Source organism: Akkermansia sp. AE01SA01, from assembly GCF_036417395.1.
In the GTDB taxonomy this organism is placed as follows: Bacteria; Verrucomicrobiota; Verrucomicrobiia; order Verrucomicrobiales; family Akkermansiaceae; genus Akkermansia.
This window is the reverse complement of the sequence record NZ_CP143890.1, coordinates 1,505,746-1,524,211: the sequence shown is the minus strand read 5'-3', so window position 1 is coordinate 1,524,211 and position 18,466 is coordinate 1,505,746. Positions and strand designations below refer to the sequence as shown.

Genomic DNA, 18,466 nt, shown 5'->3' with positions numbered 1-18,466 from the left:
GCAGCAACAAAGCCGCAGTATTTTGAGCCTTGCCTTGGAATGAGGTTTGCTTTCCCTTTGCGTTGAGAGTCTGTGGGCTGACCATGCCCGGTAGAATGAGCCAAATATGTGCGTTTGAGCTCCCTTGCTGATCGTACTGGGCGATCTGTTGAGTAGGGAGGCTATCTGTCTTTGGCCCATCCCCTGTTCCTTCAACAGGGATATTTCTTCCCTCTGGCTTAACGATAATTGGCTGTACCTGGGTGGATGGAGTGTGCTATCTGTTTTCACGAGTCGGTGTTCTCATTTTTTAGTTTGAACCCCTTAGCTCTGGACGATTCCCCGGCTTGCCGGATGCCTGAAGTTGATTGTCGACTTCAGGCTTCTTTGCTCTCTCATGTGTTGCTCTTCGTTTTTGAACTCGGGCATTGATCTTATTTTGCAATTCACCAACTTTAGTAACAATCCGTCTCGCTGGATCACTATAAGGGCTGAATGAGGAACAACCTGCCCGTACGGGAGTAATTACAGGTAATCATATCCATGTATACGGTCCCATAAGAAGGATGACAAAATATACATTATCTTCGGGAAGACGTCGATATGATATACGAGCTTTTCCGTTATATCGTCCATCTTTTAGCACTTTCTCATAAGAATTCTGATTTTATCACGGAGGAAAACGGTTTGACGGCTTTGATTGAATCATCCGTTGGTATATAATCAATACTAAATGTATAGTATGGTTTGTCCTTCCCCGCGTCCATCAACGCTAACCATGATGGATGCTTCAATTTAATTTCCTCCATTTTTTCATCCGGGCAAAGTTCAAAAAGAATATCTTTTAACTCATTCCAACGGGTCAGGCGAACATTTGGAACAGGTTTATTTTGCAAATTAGTACAGGATAGTAGAAAATTCAGATATTGTTCACCGCATATAAAAACGTAAATAGCCCCTACATTAGTATCGTAGCCACGAAGAAAAACGGGAGTCAACCGTTCTGCGTATGTCGGAAGCTTCAAATTTTTTCCAATGACTTTTTCCCAAGAAGGTGGAGGCTGATCCAGAAAATTAAATCGGCGAATATTTCCTACTATATTGATAGAAAAACCTATAGAAAAAAATGTAAGAGCTATCAACGCAATCCCATAACAAAGTATTCTTTTTTTGACGGAATGAAAGAGATTTTCGACTTCCCCGTTTTAAAAATGAAATGATCCTTCATGGAAATTATAAACTTCAATCGATTTTTTTATCAGCACAAAGAATAAACGGAACAAATTATAAAAAACTAATATAAATCGTTAGGGAGCATGCTGCCAGTCGATATCATTCCTTTCAAGAATATTCTGAATTTCTCCAAAAGGAAAATTTCCCCATACTTCAATTGGGAAAGCTCCTACAGGATCAGAAATATGTCCAGCCATCCATTCTAAAAATTGCAGCCATCGTGGATCTGAATTATTAGATCTGGCATCAATCATATCTAACCATACAAGCGATACACCTTCCGTTGATAACAATCTGTTATCTATTTGTTTTGATCGTTCCGTTTTCAGTCGATCCTTATATATAAGGGTTTTGAGGGGCTCCATGTTTTTTTCCATACTTTTTCCACCACCTTTTATACAATTGCTCCGGCAATATTGTATCATATGGAAAATGTTCAGATTCCATCTTCTTCCTGTTTTTTTTATAATACACTACCTTCTTGTAAAACCATTCTGAAAACTTTTGGTATGATGCACCGTCTGCAAGAATAGCCGGTGCATACTCCATAGTTAACTCAGGCCTAGTTTTTTCTGCGCTGTCTTTTGGATATTTACTGAAAATCCATTCTATACCGAGCGGATCCCGAAAATCCTGCTCTGTAACTTTACCGGTTTCAAGAAGAAATGCTACTTGAGAAAAAAGAAATTTAAGAACCAAATTATCTTCTTGATCAAGATTTTTTTGATCTGCGTAAATGAATGAAATTGTTGACGCTACTTTTGCTATGTATCTTTGGTAAAAATCCTTTTTCTCCCTTTCCGCCAAAGAACTTTGGGGATCTGATAAACAAGAATAGTATATATGAGCATAGAACATCCAGCGATCTGCCTCATGTTCCAAATATTCGACCCTTGATTCCAAATCATTCAAATTATCAGGACCTGTTTCTTGTTGAGAAGTAATAGAAGAAGGATCTTGAGGCGAATTAAGAAAAGTATAAGAAATTATTATTCCAAAAATTATTCCTACTAAAATATTAAGCGTTAATATCATCAATAATTTTATTTTTGAAATATTTTTCATAATATCTGATTATAAAAACTAAAAATATTATTTTACGAAGCACTATATTTATTTGTTATCCTTACAGAAGTTGTTACATTTATTTTTCCCATCATTAACCATATTCAGATATTTCTCTTTTGCCTTGGCTACAATTTTTTCTCCTGAAGGGAAGGGAGCGGCGTGATTAAAATATTTAGTTCCTAATGGAGGCCTAATACCAAAATCTTTTGGGAGTATATATTTTTCCCATTCCCATTCTTCATCAGAACAAAATAGATTAAATATAATACCGTCCTTGCATTCACATTCAAATTCTGAAAATACCGTTATTTGCAATCCAAATATATCTGGAGCAGAAGTAATTAATTTTCCTTGTTCAAATATTCCTATTCTAATAACATCAAGAATAGGTTTAAGTTTAGGAAAACGTTTACCAATAATTTTTTCAGCTTCTTCTTTAATAGTTCGAGAAGCTGGATTTAACCCTCCATCTTCCAACGCAACTTCTCCCTCATATTCTAATTTATAAATATTTGTTTCTTCTATTTTTTCTTGTAAAAAATCATCATTATTTCCTAAATAATCATATCTATTTATGCATGTATTTCCGACAAACCCGTACAAATTCCATCCCCCTTCTTCGGCGATGGGATCACGATTGATCCACCTGCCATCAACCGGATTGTAATAGCGGTAATTGTAATAGACCAAGGAAAGTTCTGCATCGTTCATCTCGCTGCTCCACTGCACCGGCTGGACGAGGCTACCCGTACCGGTTACGGTCCCATAGGGTGAGTAATCGTAAGCCGCCGCGATCGTTCCCTGCGCGTCGAAGACTTCCGTGACGTTCTTGTTGAAGTCAATGCCATAGCAGTACAGGGCATTGTCTCGCACCAGGGCCAGGGGGCGCGTGGCTACTGGTTCCAAAGGATCCCACAACAGTGTCCGGAGCACGTTCCGGCTGTTGAGCATGTCCAGCGCAGCTATCTGCAGGTAGCCGCGGTACAGGTAGCGTTCATGGCTGGTGACCGTTCCGTTGACGGTTACTTTCTTCATGTAGCGGCGGCCCTGGTAGTCGTACCCGCATTCAACCACCGTAGCGCCGTCCTGGCTGGTGAAGCCCACCGCACGGTTGGCCGCGTTGTAAGCGGCCGTCCAGATACCCGTTGATGTTTTGATCAGCGTCTGGTTGCCCGAGGCGTCGTAGTGCGGCACGAAGGGGGCTTCCAGAGTTGAGAGTGGAGAGTTGGGAGTGGAGTTGGCGATGCTGGTGTACTGGTTGAGTTCGTTGGCTGTGTAGGCGAGTTCCTCGGCCAGTTCCTGCGCCGTCTTGCGGTTGCCGATGTTGTCGTAGCTGTAACCGTAGGGGGCGGTGCCCAGGGTAGCTGCGGTGAGTTCGTTTCTGCCGTTGTAGCTGAAGCTGTCATTGCGGGCAGCTTCGGTTCCCCGCTGCCGGGTGCGGGTGACCGGGCGTCCCAATGCGTCGTAGCTCTGGGTGCGCGAGACCGGCACGGTTTCTCCCAGATGGTAGTTGATGGCTGTTGCCAGGTCGCGGTGTTCTTCATAGGCAAGTTCCCTGACGATGCCGTTGGGCATCGCCAGGCTGAAGAGCAGGCTGCTTCCTGCCAGATAGCTGTAGGCGAATGTCTGTTCTTCTCCTCCGTGCATGATTCCGGCACTGGCAAGCCGCCCGTTGGCTTCATACCCCTGGCTGACTTCCTGAAGAACGGTGGTTCCCTGCTTTAAGGCGTAGCCGGAGGAGCGGCCATAGGCGTCGTAGTTTTCCTGAAGCTGATAAGCGCTTCCCCCGATGGTGATGCTATCGGTGTCCGGTTCGCTGTATTGGTTGTAGGAGATGGTGCGCGTACCGGAAGCGTCCGTCACCCGCATCAGCTGGTTGAGGTAGTTGTAGGCGTACTGGATGCCGGGCGTGGAGTCGCTGTAGGAGACGGAGGTGTTGACCCCCTTTTTCAGGTTGTAGCCCCAGGTGGTGACGATCCCCCGCGCGTCCGTGAGGGTCGATTTGAGGTTCAGGGCGTTGTAGGCGGTGTCTTCATGGGTGCCGTCCGCGTAGGTTTTGCGCACCAGCAATCCCGTGGCGTCATCGTAATTCCAGGCGGTGACATCCCCGTCCGTGCGTCCCGTGGGATCGGTGGTGATGTCGCCGGCATCCTCCCGGAAGGTGGTGAGGCTGACCATTCTGTCGGCTTCGTCGTAGGCAAAGAGCAGGGGCTGGATGGCCGTGCCCCATTCGGCAGTCTTTCGGCCCCGGAGGTCGTACTTGTAACGGGCTGCATTCCCGAGGGCGTTGGTGACCACGGAAGGCTGGTCAAAGAAGGGATCGTAGGCGGTAGAAGTCGTGTTGCCCGCCGCATCCGTCACCGAGACGGTGCGCCCCGCAAGATCGGTACGCGTTGTGGTCGTGTTGCCCCGGCCGTCGGTGCTGGCGTAGATGACGCCGGTTTCCGCATAGGTGCGGGTTTGGCTGGTAGTGATGCCCGCGTGGTCCGTCTGCGACGTGGTGAACCCGTCGATGACTGTAGCGGTGGCCGTGACATTGGAAGTGGGAATGCTGCTTTTTTGCGTCCGCAGGGCGCCTGTTCCGTATTCGCTCCACTGCGTGGATATATTTCCCCTGGGGTCGATGGAAATGACTTTGCCTTCCAGCGTGGACGAGAGGACGGAAAGAAGCGTCTTCTGCGTCTCGTCATAGGTGCCGCCCTGGCCGTTGTTCCTGGTCGCCGTGACGACACGGTACACCCCGTCTTCGGCTTGTTCCACGCCGTAGCTCCACGCGGTGATGCGCGAGTTGGACACGGTGGCCGGATCGGCAAGCTTCCAGGTTTCCTTGACCTTGTTGCCGAAGGCGTCGTATTCCCACAGGGTCGGGGCCATCGTTGTGGCCGCGGTTTCCGCATCCGTCTGTGTTTTGGTGAGCTGTCCCTTGGCGTTGTAGGTGTTTCTCGTGTACATGAACCCGCCGACGGTGTTGGGGACGCCCGTGCGCAGGGTTTCCCCGATTCCATTGACGATGCTGCGCTGCAGTTCGGTTTCCGTTTCACCGGACACGGCTTTCGTGAAGGTCCGCACACCGTCATTGGCCAAGTCAATGGAGTAAGCCAGATGCCGCTGCCCCGTGCCGGATTCCTCCAGGGCCGTTCCGTCCGGGGCGCTGCGCGTGATGAATGTGGCTCCCGAGGGGATGGTACGCGTGGTCGTCAAGCCGTCCCGGCTGTAGGCGTAGATGGTGGTCCGGCCCAGAATGTCCGCCATGGATACGGTTCTTCCCAGCAAGTCGTACTCCGTGCTTTCCTCGGTCGTCATGGCCCCCGTATCCCGGCGCGTGGAGAGGATGCGTCCCGCCGCATCCCGCGCGTAGGTGGTGATGGTTTCCGGCGTGACGACGGTTTCCCCGTCCGTCACGCCGGAGCGGGTTGTTTCCATCAATTGTCTTGCCGTGTCGTAGGCATAGTCCGTTCTGACGCCGTCTTCATCAATACCCCACAGCAGGCGCCCGTCGCACATCAATTCGCGCTGCGTCACCCGGCCGTTGCCCGCCGTCCTTTTCACCCACCGGTTCTGCGTGTCAAATTCGTAAGAGGCGCTGTCTGTGATGGCCCATTCCCCGCTGCTGAGCAGAACGTGGCTTTCCTCCCTGACGCGCTGCCCTTCCGCCGTGATCCAGGCAATGGTGCGCGTGCTCTGTCCCGGCACGGTTTCCCCGTTGAGGCGCGTTTCAACCGTTTCCGTGTAGAGGGCGCCGTGTTCCGTCGTGGCCGCGTAGTCGTGCCAGGTTTGCACGCCGTTGAGGTCCCGGGTCATCCGCATGCGTCCGCGGGCATGGATGTTGGCGGCGCCGGCCAGCCATTGTTCCGTGGCCGTCAGGCGCGTGCCCGTCACTCCCAGCCCCGTGACCCGCTTTTCCGTCCTCTTGACGTGGTTGGCCGTCGTGTATTTCCAGGCGGTGGACGCCAGCGTTTTGATGTGCCCTTCCAGCGGAAGCAGCTCTACCGTTTCCGTGGCGGGTTCGTCGTTGAAGTCGGCTTCTCCCGAATAGGCATAGGTGTAGCGCGTGATGCGCCTGCCGCTTTCCGCCCACGGTTCGTCGCGGGTAAGCAGGCGGCCGTAGAGGTCATACGCGTAATGAATTTGGCTGCCGTCGGGAGCCGTTTCCGTCTTGAGCCGTCCGCACTGGTCGTAGGCGTATTGCGTGGTTTGCGCCTCCGGACTTTGGTAGCCTTCCACCCGGGTGAGCAGCAGGTCGCCTACGTCCGTCGTTTGATAGATGGAGCAGGTGCGCGCCGCCATGATGCCCCCTTTGGAGATTTCCGTCACCAGCTGCCAGACCGAGTCTTCCGGTTCCACCTCCGTGCGCGTGCGGGTGGTTGTAATCGCCTCTTCTCCCGTCCCCCTCCGCATGTTCCACGCCAGGCCGTTTTTCCACCAGGTGACGGCATAGGGCTGCCTGGCCGGCGTCTGCTCCGTGATGGTGAATTGGCCGTCCGTGGAAAGGGAGAGGGCAAACGTTTTGAAGGGAACGCCTGTAACGCTATAAAATCCCTGTTCGTCCGTTCCGGTGATTTGCCCCGGCGTGTAGAGCGCGATGAGGTAGCCCGCGGCCGTGACGTTTTCCACGTTGAGCAGGCCGTCCCACAGGTTCCAGATTTGCCTGAGGGAGCCGTCCTGGGCATGCCTGACGTCCAGATAAGTGGCGACATTGGAGATGACCTGCCTGTCGGCCGTGGTGTAGGTGAGGAGCGTTCCTGTTTCCGCCGAGAAGAGGTAGGCGCTGCCATCCATGACGGTCCATTGCAGGCAGGATTGCCCCTCCACCGTGGCCAGAGCCGCGCGCCCTCCGCCCGACGTGTCCACCCCGATGGGCAGCACGGACCCGTCCGTGTAGCAGCGCATCGCAATCACCCGGTCTCCCTGCACCAGATTGAACCGCACTCCGGGCACAATGCCCCCTTCGGGCACGTCCAGACGGCTGTTCAAGGGATGGTTGTAGGCCAGAGACACCGGGTTTTCCAGGCCGGAGATGTTTTCCTCAGCCCTCAGTTCCAACCGCCCCGCAGGAAGATTTCCCAGCCCCCTGAATGCCCCAAAGTTGCACGACCAGTACATCAGCGTAGCCGTGCTTTCCGCCGTCACGCTGCACCCTGCCGAGGAGTAGTTCCCCAGTGTGCTGCTTTTCACACCCGCCGCAGAGCCCGACCGGGCCAGCGACGGGGAGGGCGGCGTTCCGCCGCTGTTATCACACGTGTCTCCCTCGCACGGGCACTTCTCAGGTTCCTCCTTGCCGCCCGGCTCCGTCGGAACCACGTCGATGCTGTAGTTGCAGATGGAGACGTTGTCTTTTTCAGGCTTGTAGTCGATGTTGGTCTGGTTGACTTCCCAGCTGTAAGCGCCGGAAGGCGCTGCGCCCCGCCGGTGCCCGTGTGGTATTTGTGGCCGCCCTGGTCTCCCGCCTCCTGCGAGTTTTCCTTCAGGTCCACCTGCGCCACCACCTTGCCATTGGAGTCCTTCACCTCCAGGCTGCCCCAGTCGTCCACCCCCAGGAAGAGAGAACAGGTGCCGTAGAGCTTTTTGCCGTCCGCTCCTTCCGGGATGGTGAAGGTGCCGTAGGTGCTGTACCCGTCCGCCGAGGTGCTGGGAGGACCTACTTTGTGGTTGTCTTTTTCGTGGATTGGTTCAAACGGCAGCGGATCGGGCTCCGAAGCGGTGCGCATGCCCCGCAGCATGGGTTTGGCCGTAGAGCCGAAGTACCATTTGCGATAAGCAGGAATGGAAGAAGACTTGCTGCCAGGAGTAGCAGCTGGAGTGTTCATAAGGTATTAAGGTGTTGGGATTGATGAACGAAATGAGATGAGGATGATCATCTTTATAGGAGCATGATCTATATTTAATGTCAACAGATTTTTTTGTTTGATTGAGAAATATAACGAATATTTTCCATCAAAAAAAATAAGTATATTATTTTTATAATCAATACCTCCGTACTATTGACACAAATATTATCTATTTGTTAAAAAAGATACGCAGGGAATGATTTCTTGTTTATGTCAGTTAAATTTCTATGAAATTCAGATGAGAAAGGTTTCCCGTTTCCGTAGACCCCGTACCATTCCGCCATGCTCGTATTTCGGCGCGCATTCTGGGAGATTTGTCCACTTCTATCGACAGAAAGAATTTCCTGTGCTCCTACACCAGCACGAAACATGGTTGAAAAGCTATCCTTTGGAGGGATACCGCGTGAGTGGTCCTTCCCTGTATTCCGCGCCATCGGGAAATGGTTGCCTTGCTGGAGCACCGTACAGAATTCCTGTGGTGGTGGGACGGATCGCCGAACCCTATGGCGTCGTGATGGACTGTATGGGAGTGCTCAGCCATGTTCCCGGCCGCTGCAAATGTGTGGAACTGAACTAGTCAGCATGCAACATTATGAGATATGCACATAGCCCATGTGAATGATGAATGCCGGCAAAATCAAGCAGATTGAAACCTTCCTGGGAACCGAAGAAAACTTTTTCCAGGTGCTTACCGGAGCGGACAAGCATCCGGAATGTGACCATGCGAAACATCAAAACACACTCCCTTAAGCAGCTTCAGAGCATCGATGTGGACTATATCTTCAATTGACGCGCTCCACCTCCAGGCAGGCGGCCAACAGCCCCGCGAATGGGCATTCCGGCAAATTTTCCTTCCCTCAGCTACTTGGCTAATATTAAATAACGGCATATGAAACGGTTTTTCTTTTCTGCTCTGGCGCTTTGCATTTGTGCCGCTACTCCTCTTTCAGCCCAGTCCAGGACGGGGGCTCCTACTCAGTCCACGGACGATTACAACCAGAGCCAGTTCTGGATCGGCAATTTTCTGGAGGGGCAGTATGTGGTGCATCTCAGCCGTATTGTAGCCGTAGCCCAGCACAGGTATATCCTAGATAATGCCTGCATGGTGCATGAGGTGACCCTCATCACCATGGGGAATACGCCCACCAAGTTTTATTATCTGGAAACGCTGGGACAGGGGGCGGGAATCAACGCCATCAAGAATGTGACCGAACGGGCGAAGGAACTCGGTTCCGGCGCCGTCAACCGGGCGACCGGAGGCGGCATCAATCCGGATACGACCGTCGTCAAGGCGTATCCGAATACGAATACGGTCGAGTTCCGCGTGGCTACGCTGGAACAGCTCAACAAGATGTATGCCTCTCTCCTGAAAGCGTGGCAGGACGGAAAGGGAAGGACTTTCAAGCCGTAAAGGTGGAAAGAAAGACTGAATACTAAAGATTAAAGACTAAAGTTGTTGAGGTCCAGGGACGGAATGTCCGGGCACTCGCTTTTTGGTCTTTGATCTTTTGTCTTCCGTATTTGAGACCTCGACCTCAAATATATTTCCGCTCTATCATGTGGGCCTTCAAGGGGTCCGCGGCAAAGAGGTGGGTGAGGCCGATGGCCAGGGCATCCGCGGCATCGGATTCCGGCGTTTCCCGGAGTTCCAGCAGGGCGCGCACCATGAAGGCGACTTGCGCCTTTTGCGCCCCGCCCCGCCCCACGACGGAGAGTTTGACGCTTTTGGGGGAGTATTCCATGATGCGCAGTCCGGCTTCCGCCGCGGCAATGACCACGGCCGCCTTGGCCGCTCCCATCGTGATGGCGGTCTGGTGGGACTGGACGTAGATGATGCGTTCCACCGCCATTTCATCCGGCTCCCATTTGTCAATGAGGTTGCCCAGATGCTGCTTGATGGCCAGCAGGCAGCCGGACTGGGACACGGTCCGGGGAATGGACAGCGTGCCGTAGTCCAGGGCATGCGCCCGTCGGTGGTCGCCTTCCACCACGGCGTATCCCGTATTGCGGATGGCTGGGTCTATGGCAAGAATACGCATGGGACAGGGGTTCTTCCCCGCCGTTCCTTGTGATTCCTAGCGCCTGCGGCGCTTGGGAGCCGCGTGCTTGGGCTTGCGGACGGAGCGCACGGGCTCGTCTTCCAGAAGGGCGGAGTAAGTGTAGTTGAAGCCTTCCAGCTTTTTGCGGGCAATGGGTTTGCCGATGAAGTTTTCCACGGCGGCGGCAAAGTCCACTTCATCCGCCGTCATGATCGTGAAGGCGTCTCCCGTGGCTTCGGCACGGCCCGTACGGCCGATGCGGTGCACGTAGTCTTCCGCGTTTTCCGGAACGCGGTAGTTGATGACGTGGGTGACGCCGCTGATGTCAATGCCGCGCGCGGCCACGTCCGTAGCCACCAGAATGTCGTATTTGCCGGCCTTGAATCCCTTGAGCGCCTCCATGCGTTCCTTCTGAGGAATGTCGGAGTGCATGACGGCCACTTCGCCGCGATAGCCGTGCTGCTTGAGCATGCCGCATACGGCGTCCGCCTCCTTGCGGGTGCGGGTGAAGATCATGACGGAGTGGAAGTCCGTTCCCTTGAGCAGGGCCAGCAGCAGTTCGTCGCGCTGGTCCAGAGCCACCGGATAGATGGCGTGGTTGATGGTGGCGGCCACTTCCCGGCGGGCGATGGTGACTTCCGCGGGGTCTGTGAGGCACCATTTGGCAAATCCGGCGATAACCGGAGGCATCGTGGCGGAGAAGAAGAGGGTCTGCCTGCCCTCCCACGGGCACAGGTTGACGATTTTACGGACGATGGGCAGAAAGCCCATGTCCAGCATGCGGTCCACTTCATCCAGCACCAGAGCCTTGATTTCTCCGAAGCGCATCGTGCCGCGGTAGAAGTGGTCCACCAGGCGTCCAGGCGTGGCGACGACGATATCCGCGCCCTTTTTCAGCTCTTCCGTCTGCTTGCCGTAGCCCAGGCCGCCGTACAGCAGGGCCACTTTCAGCCCGGTGAATTCGCCGTATTCGGCAAAGGCTTCCGCCACCTGGTCCGCCAGTTCGCGGGTGGGTTCCAGCACCAGTATCTGGGGCTTGCCCATCGGCTGTATCTTGGTCAGCAGCGGCAGGGCGAAGGCCGCGGTCTTGCCCGTTCCCGTCTGGGACGCTCCGATCAGGTCCCTGCCCTCCAGGATGATGGGGATGGCCTGCTCCTGAATGGGGGTGGGATGTTCATAACCGCATTTTTCCACCGCCTTCAAGACGGGTTCCGATAGGCCTAATTCTGAAAATAACATTGATTTTGTATGTTTGATAAACGCAAGACCCCCAACGCGGCGCCGGACGGCGAGGCAGGCGGGGTCAGGAAATAAACGGATTGGTCAGCAATTCGTTTTTCACGGTGGTGTATGGTCCGTGGCCCGGGAAGATCATGGTGGTGGCCGGCTGGTTGAGCACTTTTGTTTCTATGCCTTTCTTCAGCAGGCGCAGATTGCCGCCGGGAAGGTCCGTCCTGCCGATGGAACCGGCAAAGATGACATCCCCGGTGAACATAATCCCCTCGTCCGGAAGATCGTACACGATGCTGTCCGGAGAATGGCCGGGCACCTGGTGCAGGTGCCAGAGCAAACCGCCCCAGTTGGCCGTATGGATGTCGGACGTGAGCACCTCATCCACCACGAAGGGCTGGACGTTGAGGGGGAGCCCCCACGCGTCGCGGGCCATTTTTTCAAGTGTCAGGTTCTCATTGTACGGCTGGCCGGCATGAATGCGGCAGTCGAAAATCTGGCGCATCCGGCAGGCATCCTCCACATGGTCAAAGTGCTGATGGGTGATCAGCAGGTCCGTGATGATGATGTCGGGTTTTTTGGAGTAAATCCAGTCCGCGAATCCGGAGGGAGCGTCCACCGCCACATAAGTGTTATCCTTTGTCTTGAAAAGATAACCATTACAGGAAGCTACTCCGCCCGTATAAACACGAATCCGATCCATGGGGAGGGATTGTAATGGAATCGGCGGGGATATCCAGTACAAAGACAGGGCATGCAACCCGCTTTATGTCATTTTTATAAAGCCGCCCTGCATCAGGCTCCACGGGATGACGTGCCCGGCTTCCATGGGCACTACTTTCTGCCCGTATCCTTCATAAGCGTCCGGCACCAGCATTTCCCGCCTTTCCAGGCGCACCGTTTTGGAGGGCGGCGTGAGTCCGTACAATGCGCACGCATGGCCGGAAACAAATCCCTGCAGGCGGTTCAGCGCATTGTGTTCTTCAAACAGGGCAGCCAGGCGCGGCAGGGCGATGGGAGCGGTAAACACGCCGGCGGCGCAGCCGCAGGCTTCCTTGGCATGGACGGGATGAGGCGCCGAGTCACTGCCGAACATGAGGCGGGGATGTCCGGACAGGGCGGCTTTCAGCAGCGCTTCCCGGTCTTCCGGCCTTTTCGCGATGGGTTTGCAAAACAGGTGGGGGCGCAGCATGCCGCCCGCCACGTCGTCCAGCGTGATGAGAAGATGCTGCAGGGTGACGGTGGCCGCCAGATTTTCAAATTCGTCCAGAAGCCGGACGGCGGCAGCCGTGGTGATATGCTCCATGCAGATGGTCAGCCGGGGATATTGTTCCGCAAGCTTCCTGTAAATACCCAGGAATTCCGTTTCCCGGTCCATTACGAATCCATGGGTTTCACCGTGCACCAGCAGGGGAATGCCCATTTCCTGCATCATGGACATGGTGGCTTCTGCGTCCTTCATGGCCTTCACACCGCCTTCGCTATTCGTGGTAGCCCCCGCCGGATAAAGCTTGATCCCGAAAACCAGGTCCTTGAGCCGCTCCAGCTCCCTTTCCGTGTAAGAGCGGAAAAACGCCGTCATATAGGGCTTGAATACATCGCCGCCGCAGGCGTCCATAATGCGGCCGCGGTAGGCCTGCACCTCCTCCGCATCCGCTACGGGGGGAACCAGGTTGGGCATGACGACCGCCCCGGCGAAGGAGGCGGAACTCAGGGGGGCGACCAGTTTCAGCATGTCGCCGTCCCTCAAATGAAGATGCATGTCCAGCGGAGAGTGCAATTCCAGAATCATGCGGGCATCATGCCGGAAGCAACTCCCGAAATCAAGCATGGTCCCCCGCCCTCGGAAAGGAAGCGGCATTGCCGAAGGAAAACGCGGGAACGGTCCGTTCCGTTCCTTTTCCTGAAAAGACAGGGACAACTACCGCAGAGATGACCCATGCCGCCTCCGGCAAATCGGGCACAAAAAAACCGCCCGGAGGCGGTTGTTTCTGCAATGCAAGGTGGCGAAGCGGACGGGGCTCGAACCCGCGACCTCCAGCGTGACAGGCTGGCGCTCTAACCGAACTGAGCTACCGCTCCATAACCTTGACTGCCGTCCCCTGCCTTGCGGTGAGGACGTGGGGTTTATATACGCCTGAAAATATTCTGACAAGAAAAAAAGTTTATTTTTGCAACCGGAAACGGTCGGCTGTGTTTATCATTGAAGAGATTTATCATTTTAACTTTCTATTTATTTCAAAATAATAACAACTTCCCTGCATTATTTATTTTAGTTTGACAACTATTCACTGCATTTGACATAAAAGCCATATGATCCAACCTGCCATAGATATTACCACCTCCGTCCACAAGTTTGAAACCATTCTCTACCAGTTCAAAAGGGACAATCTGAACGAGGTGGACGAGAACCATTACCAGAAAATCATGGGGCTCTCCGTCCGCCAGATGAACGCCCTTGGGGCTCTCAACAGGCTCATGACCAACCGCCATGAGGGCATACCGCTGAAGACGCTGGCCCACCACCTCCGCATGAGCGTTCCCTCCACGTCTCTGCTGGTGGACAGCATGGTGAAGAAAGGCCTGTTCGACCGCAAGGAAAACCCGCGCGACAGGCGTTCCCTCTGCATTCGCCTTTCCGAGGAGGGAGAATCCAGATTCCAGCTGCTTTACAACGGCATGAAGAAGCGCCTGGATTCCCTGTTCGGCATCCTTTCCGAGCAGGACCAGGAAGATTTCTGCCGCATTGTGGACACCCTTTACACCCACGTTTATACCAAGTAATACCATATGAACACACACACGCATGAACGGAAAATTCCGCTCCGCCTGCTGGCCGGCTCCGGACTGCTTTTCAGCCTCATGATGCCGGGTTACTCCCAGGGAATGCCGGGGGCTCCCGCCAAACCCAGTACCGTGCTCGTCCAGAAGGCCAGCACGATCGACAGCGCGGTGAACAAGAAATACATAGGCCAGGTGGAATCCATCGACCGGGTTACCGTGCAGCCTCGCGTTTCCGGCAACATTGTGGCCACAAGGTTCCGGGAAGGGAACGTAGTCAAGCAAGGCGACCTCCTTTTTGAGATAGAAGACACGCGCTACAAGGCCGCCGTGGAAGAAGCCGAGGCCAAAAAAGCGCAGCTGGAAGCCAAGCTCCTTTACGCCAAGAACAGTTTTGAACGCTATAACAAGCTGCTCGCCTCCAAATCCGTCTCCATGGACACGGTGGAAAACGCCAAAAGCACCATGCACGCCCTGGAAGCGGAAATACAGTCAGCAGACGCCTCCATCATCGTGGCCAAGGATGACCTGAATTACACCAGAATCATGGCTCCCATCACGGGCCGCACGGGCAGGGTCACGTTTTCCACGGGCAACTACATCACCCCTACTTCCGGCTCCCTGGTGACCATCACAGGCATTGAGGAAGTATACGTGAAGTTCCCCATCAGCGAACGCGACTTCCTTTCCCTGTTCGGCACCCAGGATGACATGAAGAAGGAGGCCATCGTCACCCTGACCCTGGCCAACGGCAAGGCCTATGCCCATCCGGGCAAGGTGTTCATGACGGACAACACCGTCCAGACTACCACGGACACGCTGAATGTCTGGGCCAAATTCCCCAACCAGGAGGATATGCTGACTCCCGGCGGCGTGGTGACCGTCAATCTCTCCAAGAAGAATGTGGACCGATTCCCGGCCGTGAACATCTCCTCCGTCATGCATGACGCCTACAAGAGCTATGTTTACGTCGTAAACGACCAGGGCGTGGTGGAACGCCGGGACGTCACGCTGGGCAACACGGTCAACAACGAACAATGTTTCAGCTCCGGCGTCAAGGAAGGGGAAGTCATCATCATCGACGGCATGCACAAGGTGCGTCCCGGTGCCAAGGTGAACCCCGTGTATTCCACTCAAAACTGATATTTCCATGATTGCGGACCTGTTTATCAAACGTCCCAAATTCGCCATTGTCATCGCCATCCTGATGGTGCTGGCCGGGCTGCTTTGCCTGGAAAAGCTGCCTGTGGCGGAATATCCGGAAATCGCCCCCACCAGCATCAATGTGCAGGCCACCTATACGGGAGCCAGCGCCCAGGTGGTGATGGAAACCCTGGCCTCCCCCATTGAGGAGGAACTCAACGGCCTGGAAAACCTGATCTACTTCTCCTCCAAGTCGGACAACACCGGCGGCTATTCCCTGTCCCTGACGTTCAAGAGCGGCACGGACTCGGACATCAACATGGTGAACGTCCAGAACGCACTCAAACGGGTGGAATACAAGCTGCCCAAGGAAGTGACGGACCAGGGCATCAAGATCAGGAAGCGTTCCTCGGACATCCTGGGCTTCTTCGCCTTCCGCTCCACCAACATGAGTTCCCTGGAGCTGAACAACTTCGTCAAATCCAGGGTGAAGGACGAAATCGCCCGCGTGCCGGGCATTTCCGCCATCAACCTGATGCCGGAAAAAAACTACAGCATGCGCATCTGGCTGGACGCCCTGCGTATGTCCGCCCTGAACATCACGCCCGATGACGTTTCCAACGCCATCAAGGCGCAGAATGTTCAGGCTGCCGCCGGTTCCATCGGTTCCGAAGGGGAAAACAACTTCATCCAATACAAGGTGAACGTTACCGGGCGCCTGAAGACGGTGGAAGAATTCAGCAAGATCATTGTCCGCACAGGTCAGGACGGCCATGTCACCCGCCTGGACGACATCGCCAGAATCGAACTGGGTGCGGAAACCTATTCGGGCAGCAGCCGCAACAACGGGGAAGACTCCGTGAACATGGCCGTGTATCGCCTTGACGACGCCAACGCCATGGAAGCCATGACCGGGGTGAAGGACGCCCTGCAGGAGCTTTCCAAGCGCTTCCCTCCCGGCGTTTCCTATGAGGTGAGCTACGACCCCACGCAGTATATTTCCGCCACCATGGCGGAAATCGTGGAAACGCTCGTCATCGCCCTCATCCTGGTGGTGGGCATCACCTACCTCTTCCTGCAGGACTGGCGCGCCACCCTCATTCCGGCCCTGGCCATTCCCGTTTCCCTGATCGGCACATTCGCCATCCTGTACCCGCTGGGTTTCTCCATCAACGTGCTGACCATGTTCGGCCTGATTCTGGTGATCGGCTCCCTGGTGGACGACGGGATCATCGTGGTGGAAAACACCATGCGCATTCTGGAGACGGAGGACCTGCCCCCGGAAGAGGCCACCAAAAAGAGCATGCACCAGATTACGGGCGCCATCATCGCCACCACGCTGGTAACGGTGGCCATTTACGTCCCCATCGCCTTCTTCGGCGGCATGGTGGGCAACATCTACATGCAGTTCTCCGTAACCATGTGCGTGGCGCTCTGCCTTTCCGCCGTAAACTCCCTGACGCTCAGCCCCGCCCTGTGCGCTCTGCTGCTGAAGAACAGGAAGGGCAAGAAGCAGAAAAGGTTCAATCTTTTCCGGCCTTTCAACGCCACGCTGGAATGGGCTCGCCAGAGCTACATCAAGTGCGCCGGCGTCATGGTGCGCCGCGCGTGGCTCACCCTGATTCTTCTGGCCGCAGTCTTCGCCGCCAACTGGAAACTGTTTGAAACCGTTCCCAAATCCTTCCTGCCCAAGGAAGACAAGGGCACCGTCTTTTGCGACATCCAGCTTGCGCCCGGCGCCACCCTGGGCCGTACGGAACAGGCCCTGCGCAGTGCGGAACAAAAGCTCATGGGCATCCCCGGCGTACGCCAGGTTTCCTCCACCTCCGGCTTCAGCTTCATGGGTGGGAACGGGGAAAACCTGGGCATGTGCATCGCCCAGCTTGATTCCTGGGACAAACGCAAGACTCCGGAACTCTCCGTGGATTCCATTATCCATCAGGCCTCCAACCTGTGCGATGAGATTCCCGCGGCCAAGGCCACCGTCTTCAGCCCGCCGGCCATCATGGGGCTGGGCCTGACCGGCGGCGTCTCCTTCATGCTCCAGGCCAGCGGGAATGAAACCCCAAAGGATCTGGAGCGTGAGCTGGAAAAACTGATTGACCAGATTGAAAAACTCCCGGGAGCCCTGTTCCCGCGCAGCTCCTATGAGGCGAACACGCCCCAGCTTTTCCTGAACATTGACCGTGAAAAGGCGCAGAGCATGCACGTGCCTGTCAACCGTATTTTCACCACGCTTCAGAGCAAGCTGGCCTCCATGTACATCAATGACTTCAACCTGATCGGCTACACGTTCAAGGTGAAAATGCAGTCCGCACCGGAGGACCGCACCACCATCAACGACATCATGAACACCTACATCCAGAACGATCAGGGCCAGATGGTGCCGCTCAGCTCCGTGGCCACCCTGTCGTACATGGTGGGGCCCCGCCAGATCGCGCGGTTCAACCAGCTCATGTCTGCGGAAGTGACCGTGCAGACTAGGCCGGGAACCAGCAGCGGGGACCTGATGAACCAGATTGAAGCCATTCCCCTGCCGGAAAACTACTCCATCACCTGGACGGACATGAGCTACCAGGAGCGCCAGAACGACGGAAAGATCGTCCTGCTGATGGGCCTGGCCCTGCTCTTCGGCTACCTGTTCCTGGTGGCCCAGTATGAAAGCTGGACGGTTCCCATCTCCGTGATTGTCTCCGTATCCGTGGCTCTTCTGGGCGCCCTGCTCGGCTTGCTGATCTGCAACACGCCCCTGAGCATTTACGCCCAGCTCGGGCTGGTCATGCTCGTAGGCTTGGCCGGGAAGAACGCCATCCTGATGGTGGAGTTCTCCAAGGCGGAGCGCGAACACGGCGTCCCCATCCAGCAGGCGGCCCTGGAAGGAGCCCGGCAGCGTTTCCGCGCCGTGATGATGACGGCCATCTCCTTCATCATCGGTGTGTTCCCGATGGTGATCGCCTCCGGGGCGGGAGCGGAAAGCCGCAAGGCCATCGGCATCACCACCTTCTATGGAATGATCCTGGCCACGATCGTGGGCATTCTATTCATTCCGGCTCTGTACTCCATGTTCCAGCGCTACCGGGAGTGGGTGAAAAACCTGTTCTCCGGCAAGGCCGGCTAATGGGTCTCCGGGATCTTCCATCCGGACGGAGCGGCTCATCCGCTCCG

Annotated in this window: 13 protein-coding genes and 1 tRNA gene; 4 read left to right on the top strand and 10 right to left on the bottom strand. The window is 54.9% G+C overall.

Annotation, left to right across the window (positions count from 1 at the left end; genetic code table 11):
• Nucleotides 1-629: 629 nt before the first annotated feature.
• From V3C19_RS06145 to V3C19_RS06125, 5 genes are all read right to left on the bottom strand, one after another.
• Nucleotides 630-1,121 carry a hypothetical protein gene (locus V3C19_RS06145; protein WP_330937188.1) on the bottom strand — a complete coding sequence of 164 codons (492 nt, stop codon included), beginning with the start codon at nt 1,119-1,121 and terminating at the stop codon, nt 630-632.
• Nucleotides 1,122-1,286: 165 nt separating this feature from the next.
• The gene (locus tag V3C19_RS06140; RefSeq protein ID WP_330937187.1) at nt 1,287-1,466 is read right to left on the bottom strand and encodes a hypothetical protein; all 180 of its coding nucleotides are present in this window, start codon (nt 1,464-1,466) and stop codon (nt 1,287-1,289) included.
• Between the two features lie 82 nt (nt 1,467-1,548).
• Nucleotides 1,549-2,277, bottom strand: coding sequence for a hypothetical protein (locus V3C19_RS06135; protein ID WP_330937186.1), 729 nt, complete (start codon nt 2,275-2,277; stop codon nt 1,549-1,551).
• A 48-nt stretch (nt 2,278-2,325) separates the two neighbouring features.
• The gene (locus V3C19_RS06130) at nt 2,326-7,455 is read right to left on the bottom strand and encodes an RHS repeat-associated core domain-containing protein (protein WP_330937185.1); all 5,130 of its coding nucleotides are present in this window, start codon (nt 7,453-7,455) and stop codon (nt 2,326-2,328) included.
• Entirely contained in the window at nt 7,452-8,087 is a 636-nt protein-coding gene (locus tag V3C19_RS06125) for a hypothetical protein (protein WP_330937184.1), read from the bottom strand. The genes V3C19_RS06130 and V3C19_RS06125 overlap by 4 nt, the downstream gene beginning before the upstream one ends.
• Nucleotides 8,088-8,997: 910 nt before the next feature.
• Between V3C19_RS06125 and V3C19_RS06120 the strand changes: the two genes are divergently transcribed.
• Nucleotides 8,998-9,519: a hypothetical protein gene (locus V3C19_RS06120; protein WP_295933382.1), complete on the top strand. Its 522-nt coding sequence runs from the start codon at nt 8,998-9,000 to the stop codon at nt 9,517-9,519.
• A 124-nt stretch (nt 9,520-9,643) separates the two neighbouring features.
• Here V3C19_RS06120 and ruvC read toward each other — a convergent pair whose 3' ends face one another.
• From ruvC to V3C19_RS06095, 5 genes are all read right to left on the bottom strand, one after another.
• On the bottom strand, nt 9,644-10,147 hold the full coding sequence (gene ruvC / locus V3C19_RS06115; protein ID WP_067571880.1) for a crossover junction endodeoxyribonuclease RuvC: 504 nt from the start codon (nt 10,145-10,147) through the stop codon (nt 9,644-9,646).
• 36 nt (nt 10,148-10,183) lie between these two features.
• Nucleotides 10,184-11,386 (bottom strand): DEAD/DEAH box helicase, encoded by a 1,203-nt coding sequence (locus V3C19_RS06110; RefSeq protein ID WP_130082699.1) that lies wholly within the window; start codon nt 11,384-11,386, stop codon nt 10,184-10,186.
• A 64-nt stretch (nt 11,387-11,450) separates the two neighbouring features.
• Nucleotides 11,451-12,080 carry an MBL fold metallo-hydrolase gene (locus V3C19_RS06105; RefSeq protein WP_130082698.1) on the bottom strand — a complete coding sequence of 210 codons (630 nt, stop codon included), beginning with the start codon at nt 12,078-12,080 and terminating at the stop codon, nt 11,451-11,453.
• Nucleotides 12,081-12,143: 63 nt separating this feature from the next.
• The gene (gene pyrC, locus V3C19_RS06100; RefSeq protein WP_130082697.1) at nt 12,144-13,169 is read right to left on the bottom strand and encodes a dihydroorotase; all 1,026 of its coding nucleotides are present in this window, start codon (nt 13,167-13,169) and stop codon (nt 12,144-12,146) included.
• A 212-nt stretch (nt 13,170-13,381) separates the two neighbouring features.
• Nucleotides 13,382-13,459: transfer RNA gene (locus tag V3C19_RS06095), tRNA-Asp, on the bottom strand.
• A gap of 231 nt (nt 13,460-13,690) precedes the next feature.
• Here V3C19_RS06095 and V3C19_RS06090 point away from each other — a divergent pair.
• From V3C19_RS06090 to V3C19_RS06080, 3 genes are read left to right on the top strand one after another with little or no spacing between them, the layout of a single operon-like run.
• Nucleotides 13,691-14,161, top strand: coding sequence for a MarR family transcriptional regulator (locus V3C19_RS06090; protein ID WP_295933391.1), 471 nt, complete (start codon nt 13,691-13,693; stop codon nt 14,159-14,161).
• A gap of 6 nt (nt 14,162-14,167) precedes the next feature.
• On the top strand, nt 14,168-15,301 hold the full coding sequence (locus V3C19_RS06085) for an efflux RND transporter periplasmic adaptor subunit (protein WP_130082695.1): 1,134 nt from the start codon (nt 14,168-14,170) through the stop codon (nt 15,299-15,301).
• 7 nt (nt 15,302-15,308) lie between these two features.
• Complete coding sequence (locus tag V3C19_RS06080; protein WP_130082694.1) at nt 15,309-18,419, top strand: efflux RND transporter permease subunit; 3,111 nt, start codon at nt 15,309-15,311, stop codon at nt 18,417-18,419.
• Nucleotides 18,420-18,466 lie beyond the last annotated feature (47 nt).

Excerpts from the sequence above, each read along its gene's own strand:
- V3C19_RS06120 (WP_295933382.1), top strand. The coding sequence starts at position 8,998 with ATGAAACGGTTTTTCTTTTCTGCTCTGGCGCTTTGCATTTGTGCCGCT.
- pyrC (WP_130082697.1), bottom strand. The coding sequence starts at position 13,169 with ATGATTCTGGAATTGCACTCTCCGCTGGACATGCATCTTCATTTGAGG.
- ruvC (WP_067571880.1), bottom strand. The coding sequence starts at position 10,147 with ATGCGTATTCTTGCCATAGACCCAGCCATCCGCAATACGGGATACGCC.
- V3C19_RS06105 (WP_130082698.1), bottom strand. The coding sequence starts at position 12,080 with ATGGATCGGATTCGTGTTTATACGGGCGGAGTAGCTTCCTGTAATGGT.
- V3C19_RS06125 (WP_330937184.1), bottom strand. The coding sequence starts at position 8,087 with ATGAACACTCCAGCTGCTACTCCTGGCAGCAAGTCTTCTTCCATTCCT.
- V3C19_RS06110 (WP_130082699.1), bottom strand. The coding sequence starts at position 11,386 with ATGTTATTTTCAGAATTAGGCCTATCGGAACCCGTCTTGAAGGCGGTG.
- V3C19_RS06085 (WP_130082695.1), top strand. The coding sequence starts at position 14,168 with ATGAACACACACACGCATGAACGGAAAATTCCGCTCCGCCTGCTGGCC.
- V3C19_RS06090 (WP_295933391.1), top strand. The coding sequence starts at position 13,691 with ATGATCCAACCTGCCATAGATATTACCACCTCCGTCCACAAGTTTGAA.
- V3C19_RS06080 (WP_130082694.1), top strand. The coding sequence starts at position 15,309 with ATGATTGCGGACCTGTTTATCAAACGTCCCAAATTCGCCATTGTCATC.
- V3C19_RS06135 (WP_330937186.1), bottom strand. The coding sequence starts at position 2,277 with ATGAAAAATATTTCAAAAATAAAATTATTGATGATATTAACGCTTAAT.
- V3C19_RS06140 (WP_330937187.1), bottom strand. The coding sequence starts at position 1,466 with ATGATTGATGCCAGATCTAATAATTCAGATCCACGATGGCTGCAATTT.